The organism is Roseinatronobacter domitianus (genome assembly GCF_023336755.1).
Lineage (GTDB): Bacteria > Pseudomonadota > Alphaproteobacteria > Rhodobacterales > Rhodobacteraceae > Roseinatronobacter > Roseinatronobacter domitianus.
In genome coordinates this window covers 14,535-40,648 of the sequence record NZ_JALZWP010000006.1, presented here as the reverse complement: position 1 = coordinate 40,648, position 26,114 = coordinate 14,535, and the positions used below count along the sequence as shown (strand labels likewise).

The 26,114-nt window shown below is 61.2% G+C and carries 25 protein-coding genes; 13 read left to right on the top strand and 12 right to left on the bottom strand.

What is annotated here, in order from left to right; all coding sequences use genetic code 11:
* Positions 1–48 precede the first annotated feature (48 nt).
* Positions 49–1,290 carry an aminopeptidase gene (locus M3N55_RS07595; RefSeq protein WP_249057928.1) on the top strand — a complete coding sequence of 414 codons (1,242 nt, stop codon included), beginning with the start codon at positions 49–51 and terminating at the stop codon, positions 1,288–1,290.
* Here M3N55_RS07595 and M3N55_RS07590 read toward each other — a convergent pair.
* The 7 genes from M3N55_RS07590 to kynU all read right to left on the bottom strand — a co-directional run bounded on the left by M3N55_RS07590 (position 1,287) and on the right by kynU (position 8,983).
* On the bottom strand, positions 1,287–1,610 hold the full coding sequence (locus tag M3N55_RS07590) for a hypothetical protein (protein ID WP_249057927.1): 324 nt from the start codon (positions 1,608–1,610) through the stop codon (positions 1,287–1,289). The two genes, M3N55_RS07595 and M3N55_RS07590, sit on opposite strands and share 4 nt — an antisense overlap.
* Positions 1,607–2,692, bottom strand: coding sequence for an EscU/YscU/HrcU family type III secretion system export apparatus switch protein (locus M3N55_RS07585; RefSeq protein WP_249057926.1), 1,086 nt, complete (start codon positions 2,690–2,692; stop codon positions 1,607–1,609). Before M3N55_RS07585 ends, M3N55_RS07590 begins: the two co-directional genes overlap by 4 nt.
* Positions 2,689–3,480: a flagellar biosynthetic protein FliR gene (locus M3N55_RS07580; protein ID WP_249057925.1), complete on the bottom strand. Its 792-nt coding sequence runs from the start codon at positions 3,478–3,480 to the stop codon at positions 2,689–2,691. The genes M3N55_RS07585 and M3N55_RS07580 overlap by 4 nt, the downstream gene beginning before the upstream one ends.
* On the bottom strand, positions 3,477–5,555 hold the full coding sequence (flhA, locus tag M3N55_RS07575; RefSeq protein ID WP_428982629.1) for a flagellar biosynthesis protein FlhA: 2,079 nt from the start codon (positions 5,553–5,555) through the stop codon (positions 3,477–3,479). The genes M3N55_RS07580 and flhA overlap by 4 nt, the downstream gene beginning before the upstream one ends.
* Positions 5,555–6,289 carry a transglycosylase SLT domain-containing protein gene (locus M3N55_RS07570; protein ID WP_249057923.1) on the bottom strand — a complete coding sequence of 245 codons (735 nt, stop codon included), beginning with the start codon at positions 6,287–6,289 and terminating at the stop codon, positions 5,555–5,557. Before M3N55_RS07570 ends, flhA begins: the two co-directional genes overlap by 1 nt.
* 75 nt (positions 6,290–6,364) lie before the next feature.
* Complete coding sequence (locus M3N55_RS07565) at positions 6,365–7,720, bottom strand: oligosaccharide flippase family protein (RefSeq protein ID WP_249057922.1); 1,356 nt, start codon at positions 7,718–7,720, stop codon at positions 6,365–6,367.
* 69 nt (positions 7,721–7,789) lie between these two features.
* Positions 7,790–8,983 (bottom strand): kynureninase, encoded by a 1,194-nt coding sequence (kynU, locus tag M3N55_RS07560; RefSeq protein ID WP_249057921.1) that lies wholly within the window; start codon positions 8,981–8,983, stop codon positions 7,790–7,792.
* 114 nt (positions 8,984–9,097) lie between these two features.
* Here kynU and M3N55_RS07555 point away from each other — a divergent pair, with 114 nt between their 5' ends.
* The 6 genes from M3N55_RS07555 (at position 9,098) to M3N55_RS07530 (ending at position 16,146) form a co-directional block, all read left to right on the top strand.
* Positions 9,098–9,496 carry a rhodanese-like domain-containing protein gene (locus M3N55_RS07555; protein ID WP_249057920.1) on the top strand — a complete coding sequence of 133 codons (399 nt, stop codon included), beginning with the start codon at positions 9,098–9,100 and terminating at the stop codon, positions 9,494–9,496.
* Positions 9,493–9,939: a methyltransferase family protein gene (locus tag M3N55_RS07550; protein WP_249057919.1), complete on the top strand. Its 447-nt coding sequence runs from the start codon at positions 9,493–9,495 to the stop codon at positions 9,937–9,939. The genes M3N55_RS07555 and M3N55_RS07550 overlap by 4 nt, the downstream gene beginning before the upstream one ends.
* Positions 9,940–10,215: 276 nt before the next feature.
* Positions 10,216–11,787 carry a Re/Si-specific NAD(P)(+) transhydrogenase subunit alpha gene (locus tag M3N55_RS07545; protein ID WP_249057918.1) on the top strand — a complete coding sequence of 524 codons (1,572 nt, stop codon included), beginning with the start codon at positions 10,216–10,218 and terminating at the stop codon, positions 11,785–11,787.
* Positions 11,788–11,802: 15 nt separating this feature from the next.
* Positions 11,803–13,302, top strand: a complete 1,500-nt coding sequence (locus M3N55_RS07540; RefSeq protein WP_249057917.1) for an NAD(P)(+) transhydrogenase (Re/Si-specific) subunit beta — start codon at positions 11,803–11,805, stop codon at positions 13,300–13,302.
* Positions 13,303–13,479: 177 nt separating this feature from the next.
* Positions 13,480–14,763 carry a DUF3422 family protein gene (locus M3N55_RS07535; RefSeq protein ID WP_249057916.1) on the top strand — a complete coding sequence of 428 codons (1,284 nt, stop codon included), beginning with the start codon at positions 13,480–13,482 and terminating at the stop codon, positions 14,761–14,763.
* 81 nt (positions 14,764–14,844) lie between these two features.
* Positions 14,845–16,146 (top strand): ATP synthase subunit B family protein, encoded by a 1,302-nt coding sequence (locus tag M3N55_RS07530; RefSeq protein ID WP_249057915.1) that lies wholly within the window; start codon positions 14,845–14,847, stop codon positions 16,144–16,146.
* A gap of 34 nt (positions 16,147–16,180) precedes the next feature.
* Here M3N55_RS07530 and M3N55_RS07525 read toward each other — a convergent pair whose 3' ends face one another.
* Positions 16,181–17,968: an ABC transporter transmembrane domain-containing protein gene (locus M3N55_RS07525; RefSeq protein ID WP_249057914.1), complete on the bottom strand. Its 1,788-nt coding sequence runs from the start codon at positions 17,966–17,968 to the stop codon at positions 16,181–16,183.
* 279 nt (positions 17,969–18,247) lie between these two features.
* Here M3N55_RS07525 and M3N55_RS07520 point away from each other — a divergent pair, with 279 nt between their 5' ends.
* Together M3N55_RS07520 and M3N55_RS07515 are read left to right on the top strand one after the other, a co-directional pair.
* Positions 18,248–18,682, top strand: coding sequence for a universal stress protein (locus M3N55_RS07520; protein ID WP_249057913.1), 435 nt, complete (start codon positions 18,248–18,250; stop codon positions 18,680–18,682).
* A 17-nt stretch (positions 18,683–18,699) separates the two neighbouring features.
* Complete coding sequence (locus tag M3N55_RS07515) at positions 18,700–20,226, top strand: alanine/glycine:cation symporter family protein (protein WP_249057912.1); 1,527 nt, start codon at positions 18,700–18,702, stop codon at positions 20,224–20,226.
* 37 nt (positions 20,227–20,263) lie between these two features.
* Here M3N55_RS07515 and M3N55_RS07510 read toward each other — a convergent pair whose 3' ends face one another.
* Both M3N55_RS07510 and M3N55_RS07505 read right to left on the bottom strand, forming a co-directional pair.
* On the bottom strand, positions 20,264–20,881 hold the full coding sequence (locus tag M3N55_RS07510) for a class I SAM-dependent methyltransferase (RefSeq protein ID WP_249057911.1): 618 nt from the start codon (positions 20,879–20,881) through the stop codon (positions 20,264–20,266).
* A gap of 83 nt (positions 20,882–20,964) precedes the next feature.
* The gene (locus tag M3N55_RS07505; RefSeq protein ID WP_249057910.1) at positions 20,965–21,297 is read right to left on the bottom strand and encodes a HesB/IscA family protein; all 333 of its coding nucleotides are present in this window, start codon (positions 21,295–21,297) and stop codon (positions 20,965–20,967) included.
* Between the two features lie 86 nt (positions 21,298–21,383).
* On the opposite strand from M3N55_RS07505, the gene M3N55_RS07500 reads away from it, so the two are divergent.
* From M3N55_RS07500 to coaD, 4 genes are all read left to right on the top strand, one after another.
* Positions 21,384–22,559 (top strand): deoxyguanosinetriphosphate triphosphohydrolase, encoded by a 1,176-nt coding sequence (locus M3N55_RS07500; protein ID WP_249057909.1) that lies wholly within the window; start codon positions 21,384–21,386, stop codon positions 22,557–22,559.
* Positions 22,560–22,684: 125 nt separating this feature from the next.
* Positions 22,685–23,866, top strand: coding sequence for a trans-sulfuration enzyme family protein (locus tag M3N55_RS07495; protein WP_428982626.1), 1,182 nt, complete (start codon positions 22,685–22,687; stop codon positions 23,864–23,866).
* Positions 23,867–23,955: 89 nt separating this feature from the next.
* Positions 23,956–24,390, top strand: coding sequence for a CBS domain-containing protein (locus M3N55_RS07490; protein WP_249057907.1), 435 nt, complete (start codon positions 23,956–23,958; stop codon positions 24,388–24,390).
* A 61-nt stretch (positions 24,391–24,451) separates the two neighbouring features.
* On the top strand, positions 24,452–24,952 hold the full coding sequence (gene coaD, locus M3N55_RS07485; RefSeq protein ID WP_249057906.1) for a pantetheine-phosphate adenylyltransferase: 501 nt from the start codon (positions 24,452–24,454) through the stop codon (positions 24,950–24,952).
* On the opposite strand, the gene M3N55_RS07480 is transcribed toward coaD, so the two are convergent.
* Both M3N55_RS07480 and M3N55_RS07475 read right to left on the bottom strand, forming a co-directional pair.
* Positions 24,940–25,104, bottom strand: a complete 165-nt coding sequence (locus M3N55_RS07480; protein ID WP_249057905.1) for a hypothetical protein — start codon at positions 25,102–25,104, stop codon at positions 24,940–24,942. The genes coaD and M3N55_RS07480 overlap by 13 nt on opposite strands.
* 358 nt (positions 25,105–25,462) lie before the next feature.
* Positions 25,463–26,062: a superoxide dismutase gene (locus M3N55_RS07475; RefSeq protein ID WP_249057904.1), complete on the bottom strand. Its 600-nt coding sequence runs from the start codon at positions 26,060–26,062 to the stop codon at positions 25,463–25,465.
* Positions 26,063–26,114 lie beyond the last annotated feature (52 nt).

The window sequence follows — 26,114 nt, the reverse complement described above, 5'->3', positions numbered from 1 at the left end:
CCCGTCGCCCGCATGACCCAGCCTCTGGGCAAACACATGGAGGCTGGTATGCGCGACACGACCGATCTGGACCAAGACATGATGCAGGCGCTGGCGCGTCTTGCGGTGCGCGTGGGGCTGAACCTGCAACCCGAGCAGGAACTGGTGATGACCGCGCCCACAAGCGCGCTGCCATTGGCCCGCGCCATTACCGCAGAGGCGTATCGCGCCGGGGCGAAACTGGTAACGCCGGTGTTCAGCGACGCAGAGATTGCGCGCGCCCGCTACATTCATGGCCAGGACGCGGCGTTCGATCATGCGCCCGGCTGGCTTTATGACGGCATGGCGCAGGCCTATGATGCCGGGGCCGCACGGTTGGCGCTGGTGGGCGAAGACCCGTTCCTTCTGTCGGATCAGGACAGTGCGCAGGTTGGGCGTGCCAACCGCGCCAACGCAACCGCCTACCGTCCGGCGCTGTCGCATATTGCGGAATTTCGCATCAACTGGTCTATTATCGCTTGCCCGACGCTCGCCTGGGCCGCGCGGATATTCCCCGACCTGCCAGCGGCAGAGGCGCTGGCGCGGCTGGCGGCATCTGTTGCGAGCACCGCGCGTCTGGACCAAGACGACCCGGTATCGGCTTGGGCAAGTCATAACGCAGGGCTTGCGCGGCGCTGTGCCATGCTTAACGCAGCGCGCTTCGACACGCTGCACTTTACCGGCGCGGGCACCGATCTGCGGGTCGGTCTGGCCGAAGGGCATTTCTGGCAAGGCGGGGCGACACAGGCGCGCAATGGTGTGATCTGCAACCCGAATATCCCGACCGAAGAGGTGTTTACCACACCCCATGCCGCGCGGGTTGACGGGGTGGTGCGCGCCACCAAGCCACTGTCGCATCACGGCACCCTGATAGAGGGGATCGAGATGCGCTTTGAGGGCGGGCGCGCAGTGTCTGCCACCGCGACGCGCGGTCAGGATGTTCTGTCGCAGATGATCGGCACCGATGAGGGTGCTGCGCGCTTGGGTGAAGTGGCTTTGGTGCCGCACAGCTCGCCCGTGTCGCAATGCGGGCATCTGTTCTACAATACCTTGTTCGACGAGAACGCGGCGTCGCATATCGCTATGGGCCAATGCTACGCGTCTTGCCTGGAAGGGGACGATCTGTCGCCCGATGCGATCGCGGCGCGCGGCGGCAATTCCAGCCTGATCCATGTGGATTGGATGATCGGTGACGGGCGCACGAATGTTGACGGGCTGCGCACGGGCGCCGACCCGGTTCCGCTGATGCGTGCGGGCGAGTGGATGATCTAGCGCGGTTTCGCGCGCAACCCTTCAAGCGCCTGTGCCCGGCCGAGACTGCGCGCGCATCTGGCTTTCTGCGCCATGACCTGCGCGGTCTGCCGGGCCAGTATGGGGTTTAGGCGGATGCGATTTTGCTCGGCCCAGCGCGCATGGGCCAGCCTGGCCGCGTTAAGCGCTGGGTCAGCATCTATCTCGACCCGTGTCGACAGGCGCGCGATCTTCTCGGCCAGCGCCTGACGCGCGCGCGTCAGCTTGCCCAGCCGGGCAAGGTCGCGATCGCGCAACACGGCTGCCAGCCGCGCCAGTTGTTCCAGTGATGCGCCGCTCATGCCCAGCGGCCCTTGGCGGCTTTGCTGCGCATCGCTTCGGCAAAGCGGATGGCGGCGGCGACAGCGCCGTAATGGTCGGGCGCGATCTCTGCGCCAATCTCGACGCTGGCATGCAGCGCGCGGGCTGTGGGGGGGTCACGGTGCAAGGGCACATTGGCTTGCGCCGCGCGTTCCCGGATGCGGGCTGCAATCTCGTCCGTGCCCTTTGCCACGCAGACCGGCGCGCCCAGATCGGTGGCGGACCATTTCAGCGCTACGGCGTAATGTTCGGGGTTCACGATTACCACATTCGCTTGCGGCACATTGGCCAGCATCTGGTTGGTGGCAATCTCGCGCCCCCGCCGCGTGCGTTCCTGTTTGGCATAGGGGTCGCCCTCGGCGGATTTCATCTCGTCGCGCATTTCTTTATGCGACATCCGGTTCTTGCGCAGGTGCTCGGCACGCTGCCAGAAGAAATCTATCGCGCCGATGACCATGGACAACACAAAGACCAAAAGCAAAAAGCGCAGGACCATTTGCATCAGTTCGGTCGTGGCGAGGGCAGGGGTCAGATACAGGCTGTGCAGGATATCGGGCAATTCATGCAGCACGAACACCCAGAGCACCGCAGAGATGACCGCGAGTTTCACCGTGCTTTTGGCAAATTCGAATAGACCACCCCGCCCGAACTTGTTTTTCGCATTCGAAATCAGCGAGATGCGCGAGATTTTCGGTTGCAGCTTTTCTGGCGCAAAGATCACGCCGCGCTGGGCGAACAAGACCGCCCAAACCAACAAGAACGGCAGTGCAAAAAGCGGCAGGCTGGCGAAGACGGCATCGGTGATGATGGTTCCGATGACAGGGCGCGCGCCCCCGGCGGCAAGCTCGGCCAGACTATCAGCCTGTTGCAGCAGCACTGCCCCCAACTCTCCGACACGGGTGATACTGGCCTCGCCCAGGGCGATGGCGGCAATCAACAGCCCCAGATAGGCGGCGGAGGTGTTGATGTCGGTGGATCGCGGCACCTCGCCTTTGCGGCGCTGCTCGTCGAGTTTTCGCTCGGTCGCCTCGAATTCCTTCTCGGCGCTGTCCTCTTCGCTCATGGTGTGGCCCCGACCGGTTCGGCAATGAAAGCCGTGAATGCGTCATGCCAGATGGGCAGAATGAGCGGTGCGGTCAGCAGCAACAGCGCCAGCCCTGCAAAGGTAATCGCCGGAGCACCGACAAAGGCGACCATGAGTTGCGGCATGGCCTTGTTGATCGCGCCAAGTGCGACGTAGAACACCAGCGACAGAATGACGAAGGGCATGGCCAGGGTGAAGGCCAGCGCGAAGGCGCGTGAAACCTGCGCCACGCCCCAATCGCCCATGTCACTCGCAGCGGGAAACTCTCCGGGTGCGATGAACTGGTAGGAGAGCAACAGGAATTCCGTGAGCCGCACATGCAGCCCCAGCGTGACCGCCAGCGCCAGCCCGCCCATGACAAGGATTTGCGACATGGCTGGTTGCGGGTCCACGCCCGCGCCGCCAAAAAACTGCGAGAGCGACGTGGCTTGCGCGGCTATGGTGCCCGCAATCTGCAACACCATTACGAACAGCCGCAACCCGGCACCCAGCGCAAAGCCTGCGACGGTTTCGGTGGCAACCAGATACAGCAATGGCACGGGGCGTTGCGGCAGGGGCGGCAGCTCGGGGGCAAGCGCGGGGGTGATGACTGCGGTGAAGGCCAGCGCCAGCGCTACCCGCACCCGCATGGGAATGACAGATTCGCCGAAAGCCGGCAGCATGGTCATCATCGCCCCAACGCGGAGGAAAACCACGAGTGCGGCCTGCAAGGTCGGGCCAAAACTTGCGCCCAGATCGGACAGGGCCGCGATCAACTCGGAACTCATGCCGCGACGGTTCCGACCAGTGCGGGGCGCGCCTCGAACCCGATTTCCTCGTAGCTGAGCACCGGCGCGCTAAGACCTTTCGCAACCATTGCCGTTCGCAGGAACCGGCGGCGGCGTGACGAGGTGACAACCGCCGGACTGATGCCGCTTGCGCCAAGACCCGACAGCTTTTCCGCAATGCCACTGGTCAGGCGTCCGAAATCTTCGGGCGGCAAGGCGATATCGGCGCTGCCCTGGTCGCCCGATAGCTGGTAGGTGGCGAACAGGTCTTCCCATTCCGGGGCAAGCTGCACCAGCGGCACCGTGCCATCGGGTCGTTTCAGTTTCGAGACAAGCTGAAAGCCCAGTCGCTGGCGGACATGTTCGCACAAGGTTTCCGGCGACTGGCCCGTGCCACGCAGTTCGGCCAGCGCTTCAAGGATCAGCGGCAGATTGCGGATTGAAACGCGCTCGTCCAGCAACAGGCGCAGCACGCCCAACAGCGAATCCAGCGGCACTTTGTCGGGGATCAGTTCGGACAGCAGGCGTTTGTTGGCATCGCCGCGCGTGGCGTCGCTCAGGCTGCCCAATTCATCCAGCACGCGGTTCAGGGTGCGATAGGTCAGCAGCCGCCCGAGGTTGGATTTCAGAACTTCCAGCAGGTGTGTGGCCAGCACTTCGATGGGTGCGACAACGGTTGCGCCCGAAAGCGCGGCAGTTTCCTGTGCGGCACGGTCGATCCAGCGGGCCGGGGCGCGGTAGACGGGCTCGGACACATCCTCTCCCGGTGTGGCAAGGGTTTTGTCTGCGCCGATCAGGGCCAGCACCTTGTCTTGGTGCAAACGGTCGCGGGCTTGTTCCACCCCGTGGATCAGGATGGCATAGCTGCCCGCGGGCAAGTTCACTTCGTCTGTCAGGCGGATTTCGGGCAGGATCAGCCCGAATTCACGCGCGACATGGGCGCGGATATTGCTGATGCGGGCATCCAGCCCAAGGCCGGGGTCCAGCACCATCGGCACAAGGTCGGGCGCGAATTGCACATGGATTTCATCAAGGTCCAGAATGTCGCCCAAACCGGGTGCGGCGGGCGCGGTGTCTTGCGGGACGGGGGCGGGTTCGGCTGCCAATGTGGCTTTGCGGTGGGCAAGCCATGCAAGCCCCAGCAACAGCGCCGCCCCCGCGATGAAGGGCAAGAAAGGCAAGCCCGGCACCAGTGCAAAGAGCGCCATAAGCACGCCCACGGTGGCCAGTGCAGAGGGGTAGCGTCCCAACTGGTCGAAAAGCTGGCTGTCGGTGGCGCCATTCGCGCCACCCCGCGCCAGCAGAAGTGCGGCCGCAATAGAGATGATGACGGCGGGGATCTGGCTGACCAGCCCGTCGCCCACGGTCAGGATGGCGTAGGTCTCGAACGCGGCGCCCAGTGACATGCCGTGGATCATGGTGCCGTTTATCAGCCCCATCACGATATTCAGCAGCGTAATCAGCAGCCCCGCCACCGCGTCGCCCTTGACGAATTTCGACGCCCCGTCCAGCGAGCCGTAGAAATTGGTTTCCGCCTGTTCGGTTTCGCGTCGGCGCCGTGCCTCTGCATGGTCGATGGCGCCGGCGGACATGTCGCTGTCGATGGCAAGCTGTTTGCCCGGCATCCCGTCCAGCGCAAAGCGCGCGCCGACTTCGGCCATGCGGCCTGCGCCCTTGGTGATGACGATGAAATTGACGATGAGCAGAACAAGAAAGATCACGACGCCCAGAAAGACAGAGCCGCCCATGACGAAATTGGCAAACCCCTGGATCACGCCGCCCGCCGCATCGGTGCCGGTATGCCCCTCGCCGATGATGAGTTTGGTCGAGGAGACGTTGAGCGACAGCCGCAGCATGAGTGAGGCCAGAAGCACGGTCGGGAAAATGGAGAAATCGAGTGGTCGCTGGATGAACAATGTGACGGTGAACATCAGGATCGCCAGCCCGAAAGACACCGCCAGCCCAAGGTCAAGCGCCCAGGCCGGGATCGGCAGGATCATCATCACGATGACGGCCATCAGCGCGAGCGCCAGCAGGATCGTCGGTTGGAACAGGGTGCGCGCGTCGATCTTCATCATGGTGCGCTGCCCCCAAGCTGGATAAGGGGGGTGCTGCCGTTCAGCACGGAGGCGGGCACGATAGAGCCGCGGGCGCCCCCGCCTGCGTTCCGGTCCGCACCGCTCAGAAGTGCAAAGCTGTTGCCGGATTGTCGAGCAGGCGGCTGCGGGTTTGCGGGCACGGGCGGCAGCTGCGCGATAACGCTGTCATAGGGTGCAAGGTAGCGCGCCGCGTGTTTGGGCGTGCGCGAGTGATAAGCCCCGACCGCCGCTTTCCAATCGCCCAATCGCTGATAGTGGCCCAGCAGGAAGCGGGCTGCGTAATCGGCGTTTTGCACAGGGTCGAGCATGGCGTCGAGGCTGGAGAAATTCTTGCCATGCCAGTGATAGTTCAACTGGAAACATCCGAAATCGAGATTGCGTTGCCCCGTGGCGAGGATTGCGCGCGCGGTCGCCTTGGCCTTGGCTTTGCTGGTCAGCCAATGGCTTTTCCCGCCCGCATTCAGCGCCCAGGGCCAGGGGCGCAAACGGCCCCCTTGGCTGCGACCGGTTTCCAGAAGCGCAACCGTGCGCAGCACATTCAGCGGCACGCCATGTTTGCGCGCAGCAGTTTGCGCAGCCTGTGTGCACAGGGCTGCATCAGATTTCGCCAGCACAGGCCACGCAAAGATTGCGATGAGCAGCGCAAATGCGGCGGCACCGCATAGCCGTGAGGGTTTCAAACCAAAACGGGCAAGTCTGGGTTCAGGCACGGCACACTCCGATTCGACCGCTTCTGCGAGTTCGAGATCAGGTGTAGCCTTGGGGTGGTTACGATAAGGTAAGCGTCAGGGCAGCAGCGGTGCGATCTTGTCCCAATGCAGGCTCAGCGCGCCCGCAATGGGCAAAAGCGCCAGTGCTGCAAAAAGCGCGTCATGCCGTTTGTCCCAAACGCCGGTATGCTTGGCCAATGCCGCAACCGCCGGGTAGACCAGCACGGCCGCAACCGCCTGGCCCAGAAGCGCGCCCGGCAGCCCGGCCAAGGCCGCGCCGGCAACGAAACAACAGGTCTGCACCGTGGCACGAAACGCGATGACCCAGAAAAAACGCCGCGAATCGCCGCGCGCCAGCGCCGCTTGGTCATAGGTCAGCATGATAAGCGACAGCATTTGTGCGCAGCTTATCATGACGATAATTGGCCCGGCCTCTGCGTAGCGGTCGTCGTAAAGCAGGTCGATCAGCGCCGGTCCAATCAGCGCCATGATGGTCAGAAGCACCATGACCGTGCCGGTCAGCCCCAAACGCATACGTCGGATCTTGCGGTCATGTTCACCATCGCGCCCCGCGAACATTTCGCGGTAGGACGGGATCAGCAGTTTCGACATCATGGTATGCGCCATCAGCACCGGGAAGAAGGCAAGGAAATAGGCGATATTATAGATGCCCAGCTTTTCCACGGTCAGGAACACGCCCAAGATGGCGCGGTCGCCCTGCAACAACACAAAGCCAAAGGCCGAGGAGAGCATGATCCAGCCGCCAAAGCGCAACAGCTCGCTGCCAGCCGCTTTTTCCCAGCGCAGGTGGTTGCGCGGGCCGGACAGCAAGCTCCATTCCATGACCAGCTTCATAAGCCCGGTCACAAGCACGCCCGCAACCAGCGCCCAATAGGTCTGATATATCAGCGCCAGCGTGACCATTGCGACAATGCCGACAAGCTGCGAGCCAAGCTCGATCCCCATGATCCGACCAAGCTGCAAGTGCCGCTGCGCCGAGAAGACCCGCGTGGGCGCGGCCCCCAGCATAACCAGCGACAGACCGCCCAAGGGCAGAATCCATAACAATTCGGGGGCCTCATAGAGCCATGCGGCGGGCCATGCCAGCGCACAGGCCACCAGCCACAAGAACACCCCGCGCATCAGGTTCAATGTCCAGGCGGTGTTCAGGAAATCGGGATCATCCCCGCGTTTGTTCTGCATGATGGATTGCGGAACGCCGGTATCCGACAGCATGGTCAGCCCGGTCAGCACCATCGCCATCAGCGCCATCAGCCCGAATGCTTCGGGGAAAAGCAGCCGCGCAAGAACAAGGTTCGAGGCAAAGCGCATTCCTTGCGACAGCACGAACCCGCCAGAGGTAAAGGCCGCGCCGCGCATCACGCGCTGCGCGAAGCTGCGGGGGGCTTGGGGAGTGACGCCTACGCTCATATTTCTGTGGCCTTTTGCCTTGTTCAAGCGTCGGGCTACCCCCGAAACCCGGCAATCTTGTGACGCCGGTCAGGTAACTTTCGCGCGGGTGTGAAATTCGGGGCGGTCCCAGCGGCCACTCGTCATGATATCGCACAGAATATCGGCGGCTTGGGCCACGTCTTCGCGCGACAGGTAAAGCGGGGTAAAGCCGAAGCGCAAAATGTCAGGCGCGCGGAAATCGCCGATCACTCCTTCGGCGATCAGCGCTTGCATGATTGCGTAACCCTGCGCGTGGCGGAAGCTGACCTGACTGCCGCGGCTTTTGTGGTCGCGCGGGGTGGCAAGGGTCAGATCGGGGCAGGCGGCCTCGACCCGTTCGATGAACATATCCTGCAACTCCAGCGACCGGGCGCGCAGATCGGCCATGTCCACGCCGTCCCACACATCCAGCGCGGCATCGAGCGCGGCCAGTTGCAACACCGGGGGCGTGCCCACGCGCATCCGCTCAATTCCCGCGCCGGGGCGGTAATCGAGGTCAAAGGCAAACGGTGCTTCGTGCCCCAACCAGCCCGAAAGCGCCGGGCGCACTTTGTCGGCCAAGCGGGGTGCCACATAGATGAAGGCCGGGCCGCCGGGGCCGGAATTGAGGTATTTGTAGCTGCACCCCACGGCAAAATCGGTGTTCGCGCCGGTTAGGTCCACCGGGATTGCACCCGCCGAATGCGCCAGATCCCAGACTACCAGCGCACCCGCCGCATGGGCCTTGGCGATGAGGCGTGCCATGTCATGTTTGCGCCCAGTGCGGTAGTCCACTTCGGTTATCATCAGCACGGCGACATGGTCGTCAATCGCGTCCTCGACCGCTTCGGGGACAACGGTTTTCAGCGCGTAATCCGCCCCAAGCGTGCGGCACAGTCCTTCGGCCATATACAGGTCGGACGGGAAATTGCCGGTATCGGACAGGATCACCCGCCGCTCGGGCCGCAGTTCCAGAGCAGAGGCCAGCGCCTGATAGACCTTGATCGACAATGTGTCGCCCATGACCACGGTGCCCGGCTGCGCCCCGACCAGCCGCCCCACACGGTCGCCCACGCGCGCGGGCAGGTCCATCCATCCGGCCTTGTTCCAGCCGGTAATCAGCATCTGCCCCCATTCATCGGCAATGGCCCGCGCGACGCGGTCCTTTGCTGCACGCGGCAGGGGGCCGAGCGAGTTGCCGTCCAGATAGATCACCCCCTCGGGCAGATCGAACATGGTGCGGGTGTGGGCAAAATCGGTCATGGGCGGTGTCCTTCATTATCCTCTATCGGTGGCGGGACGCGGGGCAAAGGTCAAGACACTTGCAATTCAGATGCGCGTAATTGAATGTCGCCATGTATTCCGTAGGAGGATGTTATGCGCAATTTACTGGTCCCGGTCCTTGCCGCGCTTATACTGACCAGCGCACCGCTGCGCGCCAGCGACCTTGCTGACGAGATCGGCGGCTATCTGGATTTCGCAGGCTATGTCGAGGGCGTGATCCAGCCCGCGCAACTGACCGAAGATATTCTGCCGGGGGTCACATTTGTCGATGTGCGCAGCGCCGACAGCTTTGCAGCCGATGCGATTGACGGCGCGATCAATATTGAATGGCGCGAGATCGTCGCGCGCGCTGATGAGCTGCCCGATACCGGCCTGGTGGTGATGTATTGCGATACGGCGGTGCTGTCGTCGCAGGCCATGCTGGTCGCCCGGCTGATGGGGCATGACAACGCGCTGGTGTTGCAAGGCGGCCGCGCGGCGTTCCAGCCATGAGGCTGACACTGGATTACCCGCCGGTCTGGTTGCTGGGCGCTTTGGGGCTGGCCAAGGCGGAAGCCCTGCTGCTTGGCCCGGCATTTCAGGTCGGGGCGCTGACGGCCATTGGCAACCTGATATTCTGGGCGGGGCTTGCGATCATGGCCATTGCGGCATTCAGTTTCTTGCGCGCGCGGTCAACCATTGTGCCGCATGAAACACCTGCCAAGCTGATTACCGGCGGGTTATACCGGCTATCGCGCAACCCGATTTACCTGGCCGACCTGCTGCTCTTGGGTGGCTTGGCCTTGGTTTGGGGGTCGGTGGTCGGGCTGGTGCTGGTGCCTGTGCTGGCGCGCATCCTGACGCGGCGATTTATCGAACCCGAAGAAGCCCGCTTGTGCGCGGCCTTCGGGCCAGAGGCCGAAGCGTTTTTCCAACGCACCCGCCGCTGGCTGTGATCGCGGCGCGCAACGCGCCAAGTCGTCGCGACACCGGGTCGCATGTTGGTCCGGATTGGTCGGAAATGCTCTGCCACTCTTGCAAATCGGGACGATTTCCGCAATGGACGTTGCGTCAGGATGAGGGAGGGATGCTGCACCGCCGCAGCGTGCTTATCGTAACGTTTATTGGTGCCTTGTGAAATATTCTTGCGCGGGCTATGCAGGCGCAAGATCGAAAAGAACGCGGGACCTGCCCGCATCACAGGCGCTACAACCAGCAAAGGGGGACGACGCGTGAAAGTCGGGGCCTTAAAAGAGATCAAGTCGGGCGAAGCCCGTGTGTCGCTGACGCCGGACTCTGCGGCGCAGTTGCAAAAACTGGGGCATGAGTGTTTCGTGCAGTCGGGCGCAGGCGTTGCTGCCGGGTTCAATGACGCGACCTATGAGGGCGCGGGTGTGACCGTGGTGGCCGATGCGCAGGCGCTGGTGGATGCGGTTGATATCGTCATCAAGGTGCGTGAGCCGGAAGAAGCCGAGGTCACGCGCCTGCGCGCGGGGCAGACGCTGATTTCCTTCTTCTGGCCGGCCCAGAACGAAGCCATGCTGGAGGCCGCGAAAGACACCGGCGCGACCGTGATCGCGATGGACATGGTGCCGCGTATTTCCCGCGCCCAGAAGATGGATGCGTTGTCATCCATGGCCAATATCGCGGGTTACCGCGCGGTGATCGAGGCGGGCAACAATTTTGGCCGTTTCTTTACCGGTCAGGTGACGGCGGCCGGCAAAATCCCGCCTGCGCGCGTGCTGATCGTGGGGGCCGGTGTGGCCGGTCTGGCCGCCATTGGTACCAGCACCTCGCTTGGGGCCATCACGATGGCCTTCGACGTGCGCCCGGAAGTGTCCGAGCAGATCGAATCGATGGGCGCGGAATTCGTGTTCCTTGAATTTGACGAACCGGCGCAGGACGGCGCGGCAACGGGTGGCTATGCCGCCCCCTCCAGCCCCGAATTCCGCGAAAAGCAACTGGCGAAGTTCCGCGAACTCGCACCCACAACAGATATCGTCATCACCACGGCGCTTATCCCGGGCCGCCCTGCGCCAAAGCTCTGGACCGAAGACATGGTCAAGATGATGAAGCCGGGATCGGTTATCATCGACCTTGCCGCCGAAAAGGGCGGCAACTGCGACCTGACCGTGATGGATGAGCGCGTTGTCACGGAAAACGGCGTGATTATCGTTGGTTACACCGATTTCCCGTCGCGCATGGCGACGCAATCGTCCACGCTCTATGCGACCAACATTCGCCACATGCTGACCGACCTGACGCCCGAGAAGGACGGTGTCGTCAACCATAACATGGAAGATGATGTCATCCGCGGCGCGACCGTGACCCATGCGGGCGAGATCACCTTCCCGCCGCCGCCCCCAAAGGTGGCCGCGATTGCGGCCAAGCCGAAGGAAAAGGTGAAGGAACTGACGCCCGAAGAAAAGCGCGCCAACGAGGTGGCCGCGTTCAAGGCACAGACCAAGCAACAGGTGACGCTGATTGCGGTCGCGGCAGTTCTGCTGCTGGCCGTGGGGCTGGTCGCGCCCGCCAGCTTCATGCAGCATTTCATCGTGTTTGTGCTCTCGGTGTTCATTGGCTTCCAGGTTATCTGGAATGTCGCGCATTCGCTGCACACGCCACTGATGGCGGTGACGAACGCGATTTCGTCCATCGTTATCCTTGGCGCGCTGATCCAGATCGGATCGTCGAGCCTGCTGATCACCGTTCTGGCGGCGGCTGGCATCTTCATGGCGTCGATCAATATTTTCGGCGGCTTCCTCGTGACACGGCGCATGCTCGCCATGTTCCAGAAATCGTAAGGCGGGGGATCAGGTATGGAATACGGATTCACGATTGCGACCTATGTGGTCGCGGCAGTTTTGTTCATCCTGTCGCTTGGCGGGTTGTCGGGCCAGGAAAGCGCGAAACGCGCGGTCTGGTATGGCATTGCGGGCATGGCGATCGCCATTATCGGCACGCTGATCGGACCGGGGCAGGGGCTTTGGATGGCGTCGTTGGTGCTGATCGCACTGGGTGCCGCCGTGGGCTACCAACTGGCCACCAAGGTTCAGATGACCCAGATGCCAGAGCTGGTGGCCATCATGCACAGCCTTGTCGGTCTGGCGGCCGTGATCGTCGGCTTCAACGCCGACATCATGATTAATGCGATCTCTGCGATTTATTCCGCGAATGAGCTGATCTTCGGCGCGGTGGGCGCAGATGGGTATACCGCCATTGGCCTGCCCAAAGAGATCAACGATGGGCTGTCGTCCTTCGGTCAGCTGATTGCCAAGAAATCTTCAGTCGAGATTACGATTCTGCGGGTCGAATTGGTTCTGGGCATCTGGATTGGGGCTGTCACCTTCACCGGGTCGGTTATTGCTTATGGCAAGCTGGCAGGCAAGGTCGACACTGGCGCCAAACAACTGCCTGGCGGCCACTTGCTGAACGCGGCTGCGGCGGCTGGGTCTTTGCTGCTGATGTTCGCCTACCTTGGCGGCATGGGCAGCTGGACGCTGGTTCTGCTGACGCTTCTGGCGCTCTTTATCGGGTATCATCTGATTATGGGCATCGGTGGTGCCGACATGCCGGTGGTGGTCTCGATGCTGAACAGCTATTCGGGCTGGGCGGCAGCGGCCATCGGTTTCAGCCTTGGCAATGACCTGCTGATCGTGGTGGGCGCGCTTGTTGGCTCCAGCGGTGCAATCTTGTCCTACATCATGTGCAAGGCCATGAACCGCAGCTTTGTCAGCGTCATTCTGGGCGGCTTTGGCGGTGCAGCCAAGGGCGACCAGATGGCGGTTGAAGGCGAACAGGTCGCAATTGACGCGGGCGGCGTGGCCAGCGCACTGAACGAGGCTGATAGTATCGTCATCGTGCCGGGCTACGGCATGGCCGTGGCGCAAGCCCAGCAGACGGTCGCGGAACTGACCCGCAAGCTGCGCGCGCAGGGCAAAGAGGTGCGTTTCGCCATCCACCCCGTGGCAGGCCGCTTGCCGGGGCATATGAACGTGCTGCTGGCCGAAGCCAAGGTGCCTTACGACATCGTGCTGGAGATGGACGAGATCAATGATGACCTGTCATCGACGGATGTTGTGATCGTCATCGGCTCGAACGACATCGTGAACCCCGCGGCGCAAGACGACCCGAACTCGCCCATCGCCGGTATGCCGGTGCTGGAGGTCTGGAAAGCGAAACAAGTGTTCGTGTCCAAGCGCGGGCAGGGCACCGGCTATTCCGGCATCGAAAACCCGCTCTTCTACAAGGACAACACCCGCATGTTCTACGGCGATGCAAAGGCCAGCTTCGACAGCTTGCTGCCGATGATCGACTGATCTGGCGGGAACACCCAAACTTGCAACCGCCGCCCTTCGGGGCGGCGGTTTGCATTGAACCCACCTGTTGCCCGGTTGCAAGTATGCGCCGGGACACCGCATACGGGCTTTCCTTTGCGGCGGTGCAGAATATGCTTTAAGGCCAAACGCACACAGTGCCAGCCCAAGGTCAGCCCCATGCCGCCCATCCAGGACCATCCCGACCGTTATGCTATGGTCAACGAATTGCACGCGCGCCCGGCGGCCAAGATCACGGCCCCGGCGACGGCGACCTTCCTTGCGATCAAGCCACCCCGCTTTGCGGCCAAACGCTCGCGCGGGGACGATCGGGCGCATCTGCTGGCGCTGCTGGAGCGGCATGGCGCCGTGCACCCCGCGCCCGATGCCACGCATTTCTCGACCGATATGGGCCGCTACCACATGAAGTGGGAAAGCCATACAGAGTTCGTGACATATACCACCTTTGAGCAGGGGCTGACCGACCGGCCTTTTGATCCGTCCAGCTTCGATGTCTACCCGGCGGACTGGCTGGCCGACGCACCGGGCAATCGCCTGACATCCATCATCATGCGCGTAGAGGTGATGCCCGACAATCCCGACGACATGATCGACAAGATGCTGGACTGGTTCGTTCCCGAAAGCCTTGCCGCATCGAGCGTTCTGGACGGGGTCGGGGTCATTGCCAGCGATTTCCGGATTGATGCGGCGGGCCATATCCGCATGGCGCTGTTTGTGAAAAAGGGCACCGGGGGGCGGCGCGTGGGGCGCATCGTGCAGCGCATGTGCGAGATAGAGACCTACAAGACAATCTCCATGCTGGGGCTGCTGCGCGCGCGCGGCATGTCACCGCAAATGGGCGCGCTGGATGATGAACTGACCCGGTTGACCCGCGCCATGAACGATGGCGGCTCGAAATCTGAAGAAACGCTGGAACAGCTTTTGCGCATTTCGTCCGAGTTGGAGAATATGGTGGTCGAATCCTCGTTTCGGTTCGGCGCAACGGGTGCCTATGAGGCGCTGGTGCATCAACGTATCGAGGTTTTGCGCGAGGCGCGGTTCAATGGCCGCCAGACCCTGAATGAATTCATGATGCGCCGGTTTGACCCGGCCATGCGGACCGTCAAATCCGCCGAAGCGCGGCTGGCCAAGATGGCCGAACGCGCCATGCGGGCGGGGCAGTTGTTAAGCACTCGGGTGGATGTGGAACGCTCGGCCCAGAACCAGGAACTGCTCGCCAGCATGGACAAACGCGCCGACCTGCAACTGCGCCTGCAACACACGGTCGAGGGGCTGTCGGTCGTCGCCATCAGCTATTACGCGGTGAATCTGGTGGCCTATCTGGTCATGCCCTTGGCGGAACCTGCGGGCGTGTCGAAACCCGTCGCCATGGCGGTGCTGGCCCCCGTGGTGGTGCTGGGGGTCTGGGGGATGGTGCGGCGGATCAGGGCGAAGTTTGAGTAGAGGGTTCCTATTTCTACAGCTTGGAGTTGACTTCGTTTGTGCTAGTATTCCAAAGGAACAACTCAGAGCAAGGACACGATATTGTCTCGTTGGAAGAATGAATTTGAGAGTCATCCTATTCATGAAACGCTACGCCACGCATCTGCTTGGTTAGATGTAGAAGTCGAGGACACGGACCTAGAGTTCGAAGAAGAACGAAGGCGTTTGCGAAAAATTCTCGAAACGCTGGCGAGCGTCATCTCTGGTTTGGATGGGGACTTCGTTCCACAAAAATTAATTGACCAGCTTCAACAACACCTTCAGCAGCCTCCATTTTTTCAACAGCTACAGGCATATGCTGCTTCGCCACAGACAAGTTACTTGCAGGCTGCAAACAATCACATCAGTCAATATGCTCCTCAAGTGTATCAGTTGGCGGGCCTTTCGCGTTCTCTCGAATCTGCGCGGGTAATTAAAAAGGCGGAGGAAGCCTTCGTTTCGTTTTCTACATCAATGGAGGCATCCGCTAACGAAAGCCATTCGCGCTTAGATGAGGTTATGACTTCATTACAAAAAGTCGATGAAAGACAGTCAGCACTTCAAAAAGCCATAGACGATCTTGAGGTGACGACGCAGCAAAGAATAGCAGAATGGCAGAGTGCTTTTACAGAGATACAGACCGAAAACGCTAAAGAGCATTCGGACGCGCAAATTGGGCGAGAGAAGCAGTTTGGCGACTTCTTAATAGAAACGAAACAAAAATCTGAGGCACAAAGAAGCGAGCTTGCCGAAGAACAAGAAAGAAGACTTCAAGAAATTATTAATCGTTTAACCGAAGACGGAGAAGCAATAATAGAAGATATGCGGCAAAAGCATATCTCCGTGCTCGAAATTCATAAATTAGTTGGTCGTGATAGTGTTGCTGGTGGCTATCAAAAGAGTGCTGGTGAAGAAAAGGCAGAAGCGGACCGCTGGCGTTGGATTTCTTTAGGGTGCCTGACGCTGGCAGTTTTTTGGCTTGGTATTAAGTATTTTTTCGGATTCCAACAAAGCGCGGATGCGGGTATGAATTGGCCAGAAATTATAACAGCATCTTCTCTCACTGCGATCTTTTTGCTAGCTGCAGGATATACTTCGCGACAATCAAAGATCCACCGAGACAACGAGAAACAGCTTCGATCTTATGCTCTTGAGACGAAAGCTCTGGATCCGTTCATCGCCAGCTTGGAGATTTCTGAACAGCAGGCTATTAAAGCGGAGTTGGTGAGACGTATGTTTGGGCAACAAAACTCGACGACCACCGGAAAGTCGTCATCGTCTACTGATGCAACGGTTCAGTCAGCTCTAGAAAGACTACCAGATGCTATTGCTCAAAGCTTGAAGAAGGTTTTAGGCAAAGGGTAGCGTGCTGGTGTCAAATTATAGCGCATTGGTGCCCTCAAGCCGCCCGATCCGCCGTGAACTGCAACCGCGCCAGTCGCGCGTATAGCCCGCCCTCGGCCACCAGTTCGTCATGCTTCCCTTGCGCGACGATGCGGCCTTCCTCGAATACCACGATCCGGTCGGCCTGCTTTACCGTTGCCAGACGGTGCGCGATCACCAGTGTGGTGCGGTCTTTCGACAGGTGGTCGACCGCGTGTTGCACGGCGGCCTCTGACTCGGCATCCAGCGCCGAGGTCGCCTCGTCCAGCAGCAGGATCGGCGCGTCGCGCAGGATGGCGCGGGCGATGGCGATGCGTTGGCGTTGCCCGCCCGACAGCATCACGCCGCGCTCGCCCAACTCGGTCATATACCCTTTGGGCAGTTTTTCGATAAACTCATCGGCGGCGGCGGCGGTTGCGGCGGCCTTCACTTCGCCATCCGTAGCACCGGGCCGCCCGTAGCGAATGTTTTCCAACGCCGAGGTGGCGAAGATCATCGGGTCTTGCGGCACCAGCGCCATGACCTGCCGGAAATCGGTGCGGGCCATGTCGCGCAGGTCCATCCCGTCGATCATCACAGCGCCTTGCGCTGGGTCATAAAACCGCATCAGCAGTTGCAGGATGGTGGTTTTGCCCGCACCGGAGGGGCCGACCAGTGCCACGGTTTCGCCCGGTTGCACATTGAGCGTGACGCCGTTCAGCGCGCGCTCATCGGGCCGTGTGGGGTAGGTGAAGGTCACGTTGTCGAACCGCACCTCGCCGCGTGCCGGGCGGGGCAAGGCGCGGGGCACGTCAGGGTCCAGAACCGTGTCGATGGCGACCAGCAGTTCCACCAGCCGTTCTGTCGCGCCCGCTGCGCGTTGCAGCTCTGACCAGATTTCCGACAGCGCGCCCACGGACCCGGCGACGATCACCGCGTAAATCACGAATTGCGCCAATTCCCCCGGTGTCATGATGCCCGCCGACACATCGCGCGCGCCGACCCAAAGCGTGCCAAGAATGCCCGCGAAGACAAGGAAAATGACCACCACGGTCAGCAACGCACGGGTAAAGATCCGTTTGCGCGCCACGTCGAAGCTGACTTCCGTGACGCGGTCGAATTCGGCGCGGCTGGTGGCTTCGGCGGTATTGGCCTGCACGGTCTGCACGGCGCTGAGGGCTTCGGACGCGTTGCCGGAACTGGCGGCGATCCAATCCTGATTTTCGCGCGACAGTTTGCGCAGCTTGCGCCCCATGACCACGATGGGCACGATGATGACCGGCACCATCAGCAGCACGAAGCCGGTCAGCTTGGCCGAGGTCAAGCCGAGCAGTACCAGCCCGCCCAGCAGCATCAGCGCGTTGCGCAGCGCGATCGACACCGACGACCCGATGACCGACTGAATAAGCGTGGTGTCGGTGGTCAGGCGCGAGAGCACTTCGCCCGTCATGATCCGTTCGTAAAACGCGGGCGAGCGGTCGATGACGCGGGCAAAGAGCGCCTTGCGGATATCGGCCACGATGCGTTCGCCCAAGCGCGTGACGAAATAATACCGCAGGCCGGTGCCAAGCGCGAGCAGCCCCGCCAAGCCCAGAGCTGCACCGAAATATTGGTTCAGCATGGCCATTTCACGGGCCTCGAACCCGTCTACCACGCGGCGCACGGCCAAGGGCAGCGCCAGCGTAATCGCGGCGGTCGAGACCAGTGCCGCAATCGCCACGATCAGCAAGATGCGGTAGGGGAGGATGAAAGGCCAAAGACCGCGCAGGGCCGAGATATTCTTCGATTTGGCCCGCGCGTCGCGCGCGGCGGTCGTGTCGGTCATGGCGTCTGGCTCTTGCTGCTACCCGGTTGGTGTAGTCAAGCGCCGCCAATGGGGCAAGCCCTTGGCCGCACGCATTGGGGTCCAGGCCGCGACAATCTGGCGCGGTGGGGTATTTTACCGCCCGCATAGCTTGCGCGTAACTTTCATCAGTATCGCGCCATCACTGTCGATTTTCTTCGCGTGACTGCCGTGCAGGCAGGGCATTTTCGGAAAAACGTGTGTCACATGTTTGTTATGTCGCCGTCACTGACTGAAAAGATCAGGCAACAGGAGAGTATTATGACAGAAATATATCTGATCGCGGTGGATGGCAGCAGCGCCAGCCACCGTGCGCTAAGTTACACGATCGACCGCGCCAAGGCGGCAGATGCCAAGGTGGTGCTGGCCCATGTGCTGGAATGGTCGCCCTATTCCTTCCTGACCAAAGAAGAACTGGAAGAGCGTCATGCGCGGCGCTTGCAGGAAGTGGTGCGGGCCGAAACCATGATCCTTGGGCCGATGCAGAAGACCTTGTCAGAGCATGGGTTGGCGGCGGACTGCGTGGTCCGCTACGGCCATGTGGCCGAAACCTTGTGTGATATCGCCAAGGAGTGCGACGCGACGCAGATCGTGGTCGGACGGATGGGCCAGTCCGGGCTGACCGCGCGGCTGTTTGGTTCTGTCGCAGGCAGCTTGGCGCAGGTTGCGCCGGTGCCTTGCACAATTGTCCCGTAATGCCAGGAGGCACGCTTATGACACGTTATGGTATCGCTGCCATTTTGGCGCTTTTGACCGCGGCCCCGGCGCAGGCCAATATTGGAGAAACGATTGACGGGGTATTTTCGGCTGCGACCGGGTGGTTCGTGGCGCTGATCTTCGCGAACCTGCCCGGAACCAGTATCCCATGGATCGTGGGCTGGCTGGTGATCGGCGCAGTTGTTTTTTCGCTCTATTTCGGGTTTATCCAGTTTCGCGCCTTTCGCCATGCGCTGGACCTTGTGCGCGGCAAATACTCTAACCCCAAGGACGCGGGCGAGGTCAGCCATTTTCAGGCGCTGGCAACGGCCCTGTCGGGCACCGTGGGCTTGGGCAACATTGCCGGTGTGGCGGTTGCGGTCAGCATTGGCGGGGCCGGGGCCACGTTCTGGATGATCCTTGCGGGTATTCTGGGCATGGCGACCAAGTTTACCGAATGCACTCTGGGCGTGAAATACCGCAATGAATACGCCGATGGCACCGTTTCGGGCGGGCCGATGTATTACTTGGAAAAGGGCTTTCGCGAGCGCGGCCTGCCGCTTGGCAAGTTCATGGCGGTGCTGTTTTCCATCTTTTGCGTGCTGGGCGCCTTGGGCGGCGGCAACATGTTTCAGGCCAATCAGGCCGCCAGTCAGGTGCAAAGCGTGCTGGGCGTGCCTGCATGGGTGACAGGGCTTGTGCTGTCGGGAATCGTGTTCGTGGTGATTATCGGCGGCATCAAATCCATCGCACGGGTGACGGAAAAGGTCGTGCCAATCATGGGGATCGGCTATCTGGGTGTTGGCCTGCTGATCCTGATCGCCAATGCAGATATGATCCTGTGGGCTGTTGGCGAAATCTTTCGCGGGGCGTTTACCGATAGCGGGATCGTGGGCGGCATTGTCGGCGCGATCATTCAAGGGTTCCGGCGCGCGGCCTTTTCCAACGAAGCCGGGATCGGGTCTGCCGCCATCGCCCATTCAGCGGTGCGCACCAACGAGCCGATCACCGAAGGGTTTGTCTCTTTGCTGGAACCGCTGATCGACACGGTCATCGTGTGCACCATGACGGCGCTGGTCATTATCATCACGCAACAATTGATGATCGACGCAGAGACAGGTCGTTACATCCTGAATGATGCGGGCGGCGTGGCCACTGTGGGCAATGTTGCGCCGGGTGTGCCGCTGACCTCTGCGGCCTTTGGGTCGGTCTTTGGCTGGGCGCCTTATGCGCTGTCGGTGGCCGTCATCCTGTTTGCGTTTTCGACCGTGATTACATGGTCGTATTACGGGATGAAGGGCTGGACCTACCTGTTTGGCGAAGGCAAGTCCAAGGAACTGGTCTTCAAGGTCATGTTCTGTTTCTTCGTCTTTGTTGGGGCCGTGTCGAGCCTTGGGTCGGTGCTGGATTTCTCGGATGCCGCATTGTTCGCCATGGGCGTGGTCAACGTGATTGGCTTGTATCTGCTGATGCCAATCGTGAAACGCGAGCTTGACAGCTACATGCACCGCCTGAAATCGGGCCAGATCAAAGCCTATAAATAAAAGACTGGCCGGGCCGTGATGGCCCGGTCATCCCGGCTCAGACGGCCTTTTGCATACGCAGAAAGGTGAACAGGCCCAGTTTGGTCAGGTGCTTTTCTTCGACCAGATTCAGCGCGCTGACCCCAAGAACGCGGTCCTTGGGGAAGTTGGAATGCCAGCCAAGTAAATCGGCAAAGGGTGCGAATTTACGTTCGAACCACGCCAGCCAACCTTCGTCACGGGCAAAATGATTGACCACCAGAATTTGCCCGCCGGGTTTGCAGACACGGGCCATTTCCGCCATGACCTGTTCGGGGTCAGGCACCACAGAAATAAGGTGCATGGCGACGACCGTGTCGAAACTGTTATCGGGGAAGTCCAGATTGCGCGCGTCCATCTGGCGCAAATCCTTGACGTGGGTCAGGTTTTCCTCGTCCACCTTCGCGCGCGCGCGGTCCAGCATGTCGTCGGAAAAATCTATCCCCGTGACGCTGATTCCGGGCGCATAGAATGGCAACGCAAGCCCGGTGCCGACACCCACCTCCAGCACGTCACCGCCAATCTGGTTGGCGACCTGTGTGGCGTGATGTCTGCCGGCATGGGTGATCTTGCCAAAGGTCGCGTCGTAGATCGGCGCCCAGCGTTTATAACTGTTCGTGATGGCTTCCGGTTTCATGTCATCTCCCTGCTGTTGCCTCAGAATTGAGGAAGGTGCCGGAAGATTCAAGAAACATTACTGTCAGGCGCAGCAATTATAGCCTACATCGAAAAGCTGATGCCGCAACCGCAACTGGAAGAGGCATTGGGATTGTCGATGACGAAGCGTGCGCCGATCAAATCCTCTGAAAAGTCGATGACAGCATTCTCCAGGAATGGCAGCGACACCGGGTCGACCAGCACTTTATGCCCGTCGCGCTCCAGCACAAGGTCATCTTCGGCCGGGTCATCAAAGCGAATGTCATACTGGAACCCGGAACAGCCGCCACCATCGACAGCGACCCGCAAGGCCTTGACCTCACCGGCATCTTCGGCAATCTCGGCCAAGCGGGCAAAGGCCCGGTCACTGACGCGTGGAGGGATGGCGAGGGACATGGATGCGCCTTTTCGTGGTGTATTCCTGATAACTCCACTCTGATATAAGCGCGCAAACCGCGCGGGGCAAGCCGGACGGAGAGATCATGTTGAAACCCTTTGCCACACAGCCCGAGCAATCGCGCGGGCGTGCGCATACTGAAGCGATGAGCACGTTTCGCTCGCCGTTTCAGCGCGACCGCGACCGGATCATCCATTCGAGCGCGTTTCGACGGCTGAAACACAAAACGCAGGTCTTTATAGAGCATGAAGGCGACTATTACCGCACGCGGCTGACACATTCGATAGAGGTGGCACAGGTGGCGCGCACTTTGGCCGCCGCTTTGGGGTTGAACACCGATCTGGCCGAAGCGATTGCGCTGGCGCATGATCTGGGCCACCCGCCTTTCGGACACACGGGCGAAGATGCGCTTTGCGAATTGATGGCGCCCTATGGCGGCTTTGACCATAACGCCCAAGCCCTGCGCATCGTGACCAAACTGGAACGCCATTACGCCGATTTCGACGGGCTGAACCTGACATGGGAAACGCTGGAAGGTATTGCCAAGCATAACGGGCCGGTGACAGATGCCGCAGGACATCCGCTAAAGGGTGCGGCGTTGCCCTATGCGCTGGCCGAATGCAATGCGGGGTTCGATCTGGAATTGTCGGGCTATGCCAGCGCCGAAGCGCAAGTTGCGGCCATTGCTGATGACATCGCCTATAACCACCATGACCTGCATGACGGCTTGCGCTCTGGCCTGTTCACCGAAGCGGATTTGATGGAGCTGCCAATCACCGGCCCGGCTTTCGCCGAGGTGGACAAGCTGTATCCGGGGCTGGAGGTGATGCGTCGCCGCCATGAGGCGTTGCGCCGGGTCTTCGGTGTGATGGTGGAGGATGTGCTGCTGGTGGCAGGCACCCGGCTTGGGCCGGCAGATTTGCAGACGGCGCAGGATATCCGCGATCTGGGGCTGACGATCATCCGGTTTTCAGACCGGCTGTTTCGCGAATTGAAGGTGATCCGGCAGTTCCTGTTCACCCGCATGTATCGCGCCCCCAGCGTGGTCGAGATGCGCGCGAAGGTCACGACGATGGTGGAAGACCTGTTCCCGCTATTCATGGCGCGGCCGGAGCTGTTGCCGGTAGAATGGCGCAAGGATGTCGAGAGCGCACGTGATGAAACGGCGCTGGCACGGATTGTGGCGGATTATGTCTCTGGCATGACCGACCGTTTCGCGATTCAGGAACATGCGCGGCTTGTGAGGCCGCCCGACCGGTAAAGGGGGCGCCGCTTGGCCCCCATCGAGGGGGCCGCGCGGCGGCGCGTGACCGCGCGGGGGCGTTGCCCCCGTCGCGCGGCTGCGCGACTCCCCCAGGATATTTTTGCAAGGATGAAATCGAGGAGATGACAATGAGTGAACATGAGAGCCTTGTGCGCCGGATGGCCTGGCCTGAAACTGTGTCGCGGGCCGTGGGCACGCCGATACAGCCGTCTGTGGTCTATGCCTCGCCCGACCCTGACACGCTGGATGCGCAATATGAGGGCCGCGCATCGGGCTATACCTATGCGCGCGAAGGCCACCCCAATGCCGATGTATTGGCGCGCAAGCTTGACCAGTTGGAAGGCGCGCGGGATGGGCTTGTGCTGGGGTCTGGCATGGCGGCGGTTGCGGCGGTTCTGATGGGGCTGACCCGCGCGGGCGATCATGTGTTGGGGGGCGACCAGCTTTATGGGCGATCCTTGCGTTTGATGCGCGAGGATTTGCCGCGTTTGGGGATTGCCACCTCGCTGGCCGATCCGACCGATGCGGCGGCATTTCTGGCCGCGATCCGGCCCGAGACAAAGCTGATCCTGCTGGAGGTCGTGTCGAACCCGACGCTGCGGGTGGCCGATATGGAGGCGATCATCGCCGGTGCAAAGGCGCGCGGCGTATTGGTGGTCGTAGACAACACCTTTACGACGCCGCGTGGATATGTGCCGTTCGACCACGGTGCCGATGTGGTGGTGCATTCGGTGACAAAGATGCTGGCAGGGCATTCGGATGCGACCTTGGGTTATGTGGCCGCAGGTGACGCGGGCCATCACAAGGCAATCTATGATTTCGCGGTGACGGTGGGGCTCACCCCCAGCCCGTTCGATTGCTGGCTGGCGGAGCGGGGGCTGTATTCTTTCGAGCTGCGCTATGACCGGGCAGAAGCGAATGCGGCGGCGCTGGCCGATCATATCGCGGGCCTTCCGGGGGTGACGCGCGTGCTTTACCCCACGCGCCCCGACCACCCCGACCACAACCGCGCCGTGGCGCTGCTGGGCGCGCGCGGTGGTCATATGGTGAGTTTCGAGATTGCAGGCGGGCGCGCGGCTGCCAACCGGTTGACGCAGGCTGCCCCGAATATTGCCTTTGCGCCGACGCTTGGCGATATCGGCACGACATTGTCGCATCCGGCCAGTTCCTCGCACCGGGCGCTTGGGGTCGAGGGGCGCGCCGCACTTGGCATCACCGAAGGCTTCTTTCGGGTCTCGGTCGGGGTGGAGGAGATCGGGATGCTGTGTTCCGAATTCGAAACGGCGATCCGCGCGGCGGTCTGATCGTCCGGCTTGACAGCGGCGGGCTTGCTGGCGGATGCTGTGATACGGTGTCGCAGAGGCTGCGGCCCGCCAGCGAAGGAGGAACGCTCATGCTTGTCAGTCAGATCGTGCGCAACAAGGTCGGTGGCGGGGTTGTCACCCTGCCGCCCGGCAGTTCGTTGACCCAGGCCGCGCAAATGTTGTCGGACAAGCGCATCGGTGCGGTGGTGATATCACCCGATGGCACGGCGGTTGAGGGGATCTTGTCGGAGCGCGATATCGTGCGCGAACTGGGGCGGCGTGGTGCCGCCTGCATGGCAGATACGGTCGATGGGGTTATGACCCGCAACGTGTTCAGCTGCACCCCGAGTGACGATGCGGATATGGTGCTGCAAACCATGACTGCGAAACGGTTTCGTCATTTGCCCGTCATGGAAGATGGCAAGATGATCGCTCTGATTTCCATCGGGGATGTGGTCGCGGCGCGCCTGTCGGAGTTGCAACTTGAGAAAGACGCGCTGACCGGAATGATCGCAGGCTATTGATGCGAAGGGTTGCGTTTTGCGGCGCAATATTGTTGCGTGGCGCAAAACCGCGAGGGACAGAATGCGCATCGGATTATACCCCGGAACCTTTGACCCGCTGACGCTGGGCCATGTCGACATCATCACGCGCGCGGCGCTGCTTGTGGACCGGCTGGTGATCGGCGTGGCGATCAACCGCGACAAGGGGCCGTTATTCACGTTGGAAGAACGTGTGGCGATGATAGAGGCGGAAGTGGCCGTGTTATCGGCGCGCACGGGTGTCGAGATCGTGGCGCATCCGTTCGAGAACCTGCTGATCGATTGTGCTCATGAGGTGGGAGCGTCGATCATCATTCGTGGGCTGCGCGCGGTCACGGATTTCGAATATGAATTCCAGATGGTCGGTATGAACCGCGCGATGGATGACAGTGTCGAGACCGTGTTCCTGATGGCAGAGGCTCGGCATCAGGCGATTGCGTCGAAACTGGTCAAGGAAATCGCGCGGTTGGGCGGGGATGTCACGAAATTCGTGCCCCCCGCGATTCGTCTGGCGCTGCTGGAAAAGCTGGGTCAGCGCCCGTAAACAGCCTGCGCCGCGATCTTGGCGGCATCGGGTTGGTAGATATCAAGGTCGATTGCCACGTTGAGCGGCATGGCTTCGATCTCTGCCTTGGTGCGGGCGTATGCGGCGCGTTTTTGCAGGCGTGTCTGAAGTGTGCTGAGAAGCGCGGTCATGTCAAAGGCTCCAATTGGTGTTTGCGTTAACTTGAGCCAGAGATGGGACATGCTGCGCCGCAACACAAGCGACAGGGATGCAAGGCCGCGTTGCATGGGGTGCAAGTGTTTGCGGTAACTGCGCAACAGAGCGCCAGCGGCGGGCCGGGGACTGCCGATCCGACCGATGTTTGGCAGCGCTTTATGGCAGCCAAATCCGCAAGTCATGCGATCTGCGTGACTGTGGTAGCCAATCGGCAGGCCGCGGGACGGCCCGCCGATGGCGCGGCGGGCTGCGCCCTTGTTCCGCGCCAAAAGCGCAAGACAAAAAAAGGGCGCCCCATCGGAGCGCCCTTTCCACGTTCAAGCCTGGGCCAGATCACATCCGCGATGCGACGTTTTCCCAGTTCACCAGCTTTTCCAGAAAGTTCGACAGGTAAGCAGGGCGCTTGTTGCGGAAATCGATGTAGTAGCTGTGCTCCCACACGTCGCACCCCAGAAGTGCTGTCTGACCAAAGCAGAGCGGGTTCACGCCGTTTTCGGTCTTGGTGACGCGCAGCGATCCGTCCTTGTCCTTGACCAGCCAGCACCAGCCAGAGCCGAACTGGCCCGCACCTGCGGCGGCGAAGTCTTCCTTGAACTTGTCGACGGAACCGAAGCTCTCGACCAGCGCCTTTTCCAGCTCGGACGGCATGCTGCCGGTGCCCGGCCCCATCATCTCCCAGAACTGGACGTGGTTCCAGTGCTGGCTGGCATTGTTGAAAATGCCCGACTGCGCCACAGCGCCCGACTGATAGGTGCCGGTGATGATGTCTTCGACCGATTTGCCTTCCCACTCGGTGCCGGCGATCAGCTTGTTGCCATTGTCGACATAGGCCTTGTGGTGGATGTCATGGTGGAATTCCATGGTCTCGGCGCTCATGCCCAGATCGGCCAGCGCGTCATGCGCATAGGGAAGGTTGGGAAGTTCGAATGCCATGTTTTTCCTCGTCTCTCGTTATGAATTGGCTGCCTTGTATAAGAGACCTCTG

What these genes read in the sequence shown, in the direction of transcription:
- M3N55_RS07515 (WP_249057912.1), top strand. Translation starts at nt 18,700, where the DNA reads ATGACACGTTATGGTATCGCTGCCATTTTGGCGCTTTTGACCGCGGCC.
- M3N55_RS07535 (WP_249057916.1), top strand. Translation starts at nt 13,480, where the DNA reads ATGCCGCCCATCCAGGACCATCCCGACCGTTATGCTATGGTCAACGAA.
- M3N55_RS07550 (WP_249057919.1), top strand. Translation starts at nt 9,493, where the DNA reads ATGAGGCTGACACTGGATTACCCGCCGGTCTGGTTGCTGGGCGCTTTG.
- M3N55_RS07500 (WP_249057909.1), top strand. Translation starts at nt 21,384, where the DNA reads ATGTTGAAACCCTTTGCCACACAGCCCGAGCAATCGCGCGGGCGTGCG.
- M3N55_RS07520 (WP_249057913.1), top strand. Translation starts at nt 18,248, where the DNA reads ATGACAGAAATATATCTGATCGCGGTGGATGGCAGCAGCGCCAGCCAC.
- M3N55_RS07525 (WP_249057914.1), bottom strand. Translation starts at nt 17,968, where the DNA reads ATGACCGACACGACCGCCGCGCGCGACGCGCGGGCCAAATCGAAGAAT.
- M3N55_RS07540 (WP_249057917.1), top strand. Translation starts at nt 11,803, where the DNA reads ATGGAATACGGATTCACGATTGCGACCTATGTGGTCGCGGCAGTTTTG.
- M3N55_RS07495 (WP_428982626.1), top strand. Translation starts at nt 22,685, where the DNA reads ATGACAATGAGTGAACATGAGAGCCTTGTGCGCCGGATGGCCTGGCCT.
- M3N55_RS07555 (WP_249057920.1), top strand. Translation starts at nt 9,098, where the DNA reads ATGCGCAATTTACTGGTCCCGGTCCTTGCCGCGCTTATACTGACCAGC.
- M3N55_RS07475 (WP_249057904.1), bottom strand. Translation starts at nt 26,062, where the DNA reads ATGGCATTCGAACTTCCCAACCTTCCCTATGCGCATGACGCGCTGGCC.
- kynU (WP_249057921.1), bottom strand. Translation starts at nt 8,983, where the DNA reads ATGACCGATTTTGCCCACACCCGCACCATGTTCGATCTGCCCGAGGGG.
- coaD (WP_249057906.1), top strand. Translation starts at nt 24,452, where the DNA reads ATGCGCATCGGATTATACCCCGGAACCTTTGACCCGCTGACGCTGGGC.
- M3N55_RS07580 (WP_249057925.1), bottom strand. Translation starts at nt 3,480, where the DNA reads ATGAGTTCCGAGTTGATCGCGGCCCTGTCCGATCTGGGCGCAAGTTTT.
- M3N55_RS07480 (WP_249057905.1), bottom strand. Translation starts at nt 25,104, where the DNA reads ATGACCGCGCTTCTCAGCACACTTCAGACACGCCTGCAAAAACGCGCC.
- M3N55_RS07585 (WP_249057926.1), bottom strand. Translation starts at nt 2,692, where the DNA reads ATGAGCGAAGAGGACAGCGCCGAGAAGGAATTCGAGGCGACCGAGCGA.
- M3N55_RS07595 (WP_249057928.1), top strand. Translation starts at nt 49, where the DNA reads ATGCGCGACACGACCGATCTGGACCAAGACATGATGCAGGCGCTGGCG.
- M3N55_RS07510 (WP_249057911.1), bottom strand. Translation starts at nt 20,881, where the DNA reads ATGAAACCGGAAGCCATCACGAACAGTTATAAACGCTGGGCGCCGATC.
- flhA (WP_428982629.1), bottom strand. Translation starts at nt 5,555, where the DNA reads ATGAAGATCGACGCGCGCACCCTGTTCCAACCGACGATCCTGCTGGCG.
- M3N55_RS07590 (WP_249057927.1), bottom strand. Translation starts at nt 1,610, where the DNA reads ATGAGCGGCGCATCACTGGAACAACTGGCGCGGCTGGCAGCCGTGTTG.
- M3N55_RS07505 (WP_249057910.1), bottom strand. Translation starts at nt 21,297, where the DNA reads ATGTCCCTCGCCATCCCTCCACGCGTCAGTGACCGGGCCTTTGCCCGC.
- M3N55_RS07490 (WP_249057907.1), top strand. Translation starts at nt 23,956, where the DNA reads ATGCTTGTCAGTCAGATCGTGCGCAACAAGGTCGGTGGCGGGGTTGTC.
- M3N55_RS07565 (WP_249057922.1), bottom strand. Translation starts at nt 7,720, where the DNA reads ATGAGCGTAGGCGTCACTCCCCAAGCCCCCCGCAGCTTCGCGCAGCGC.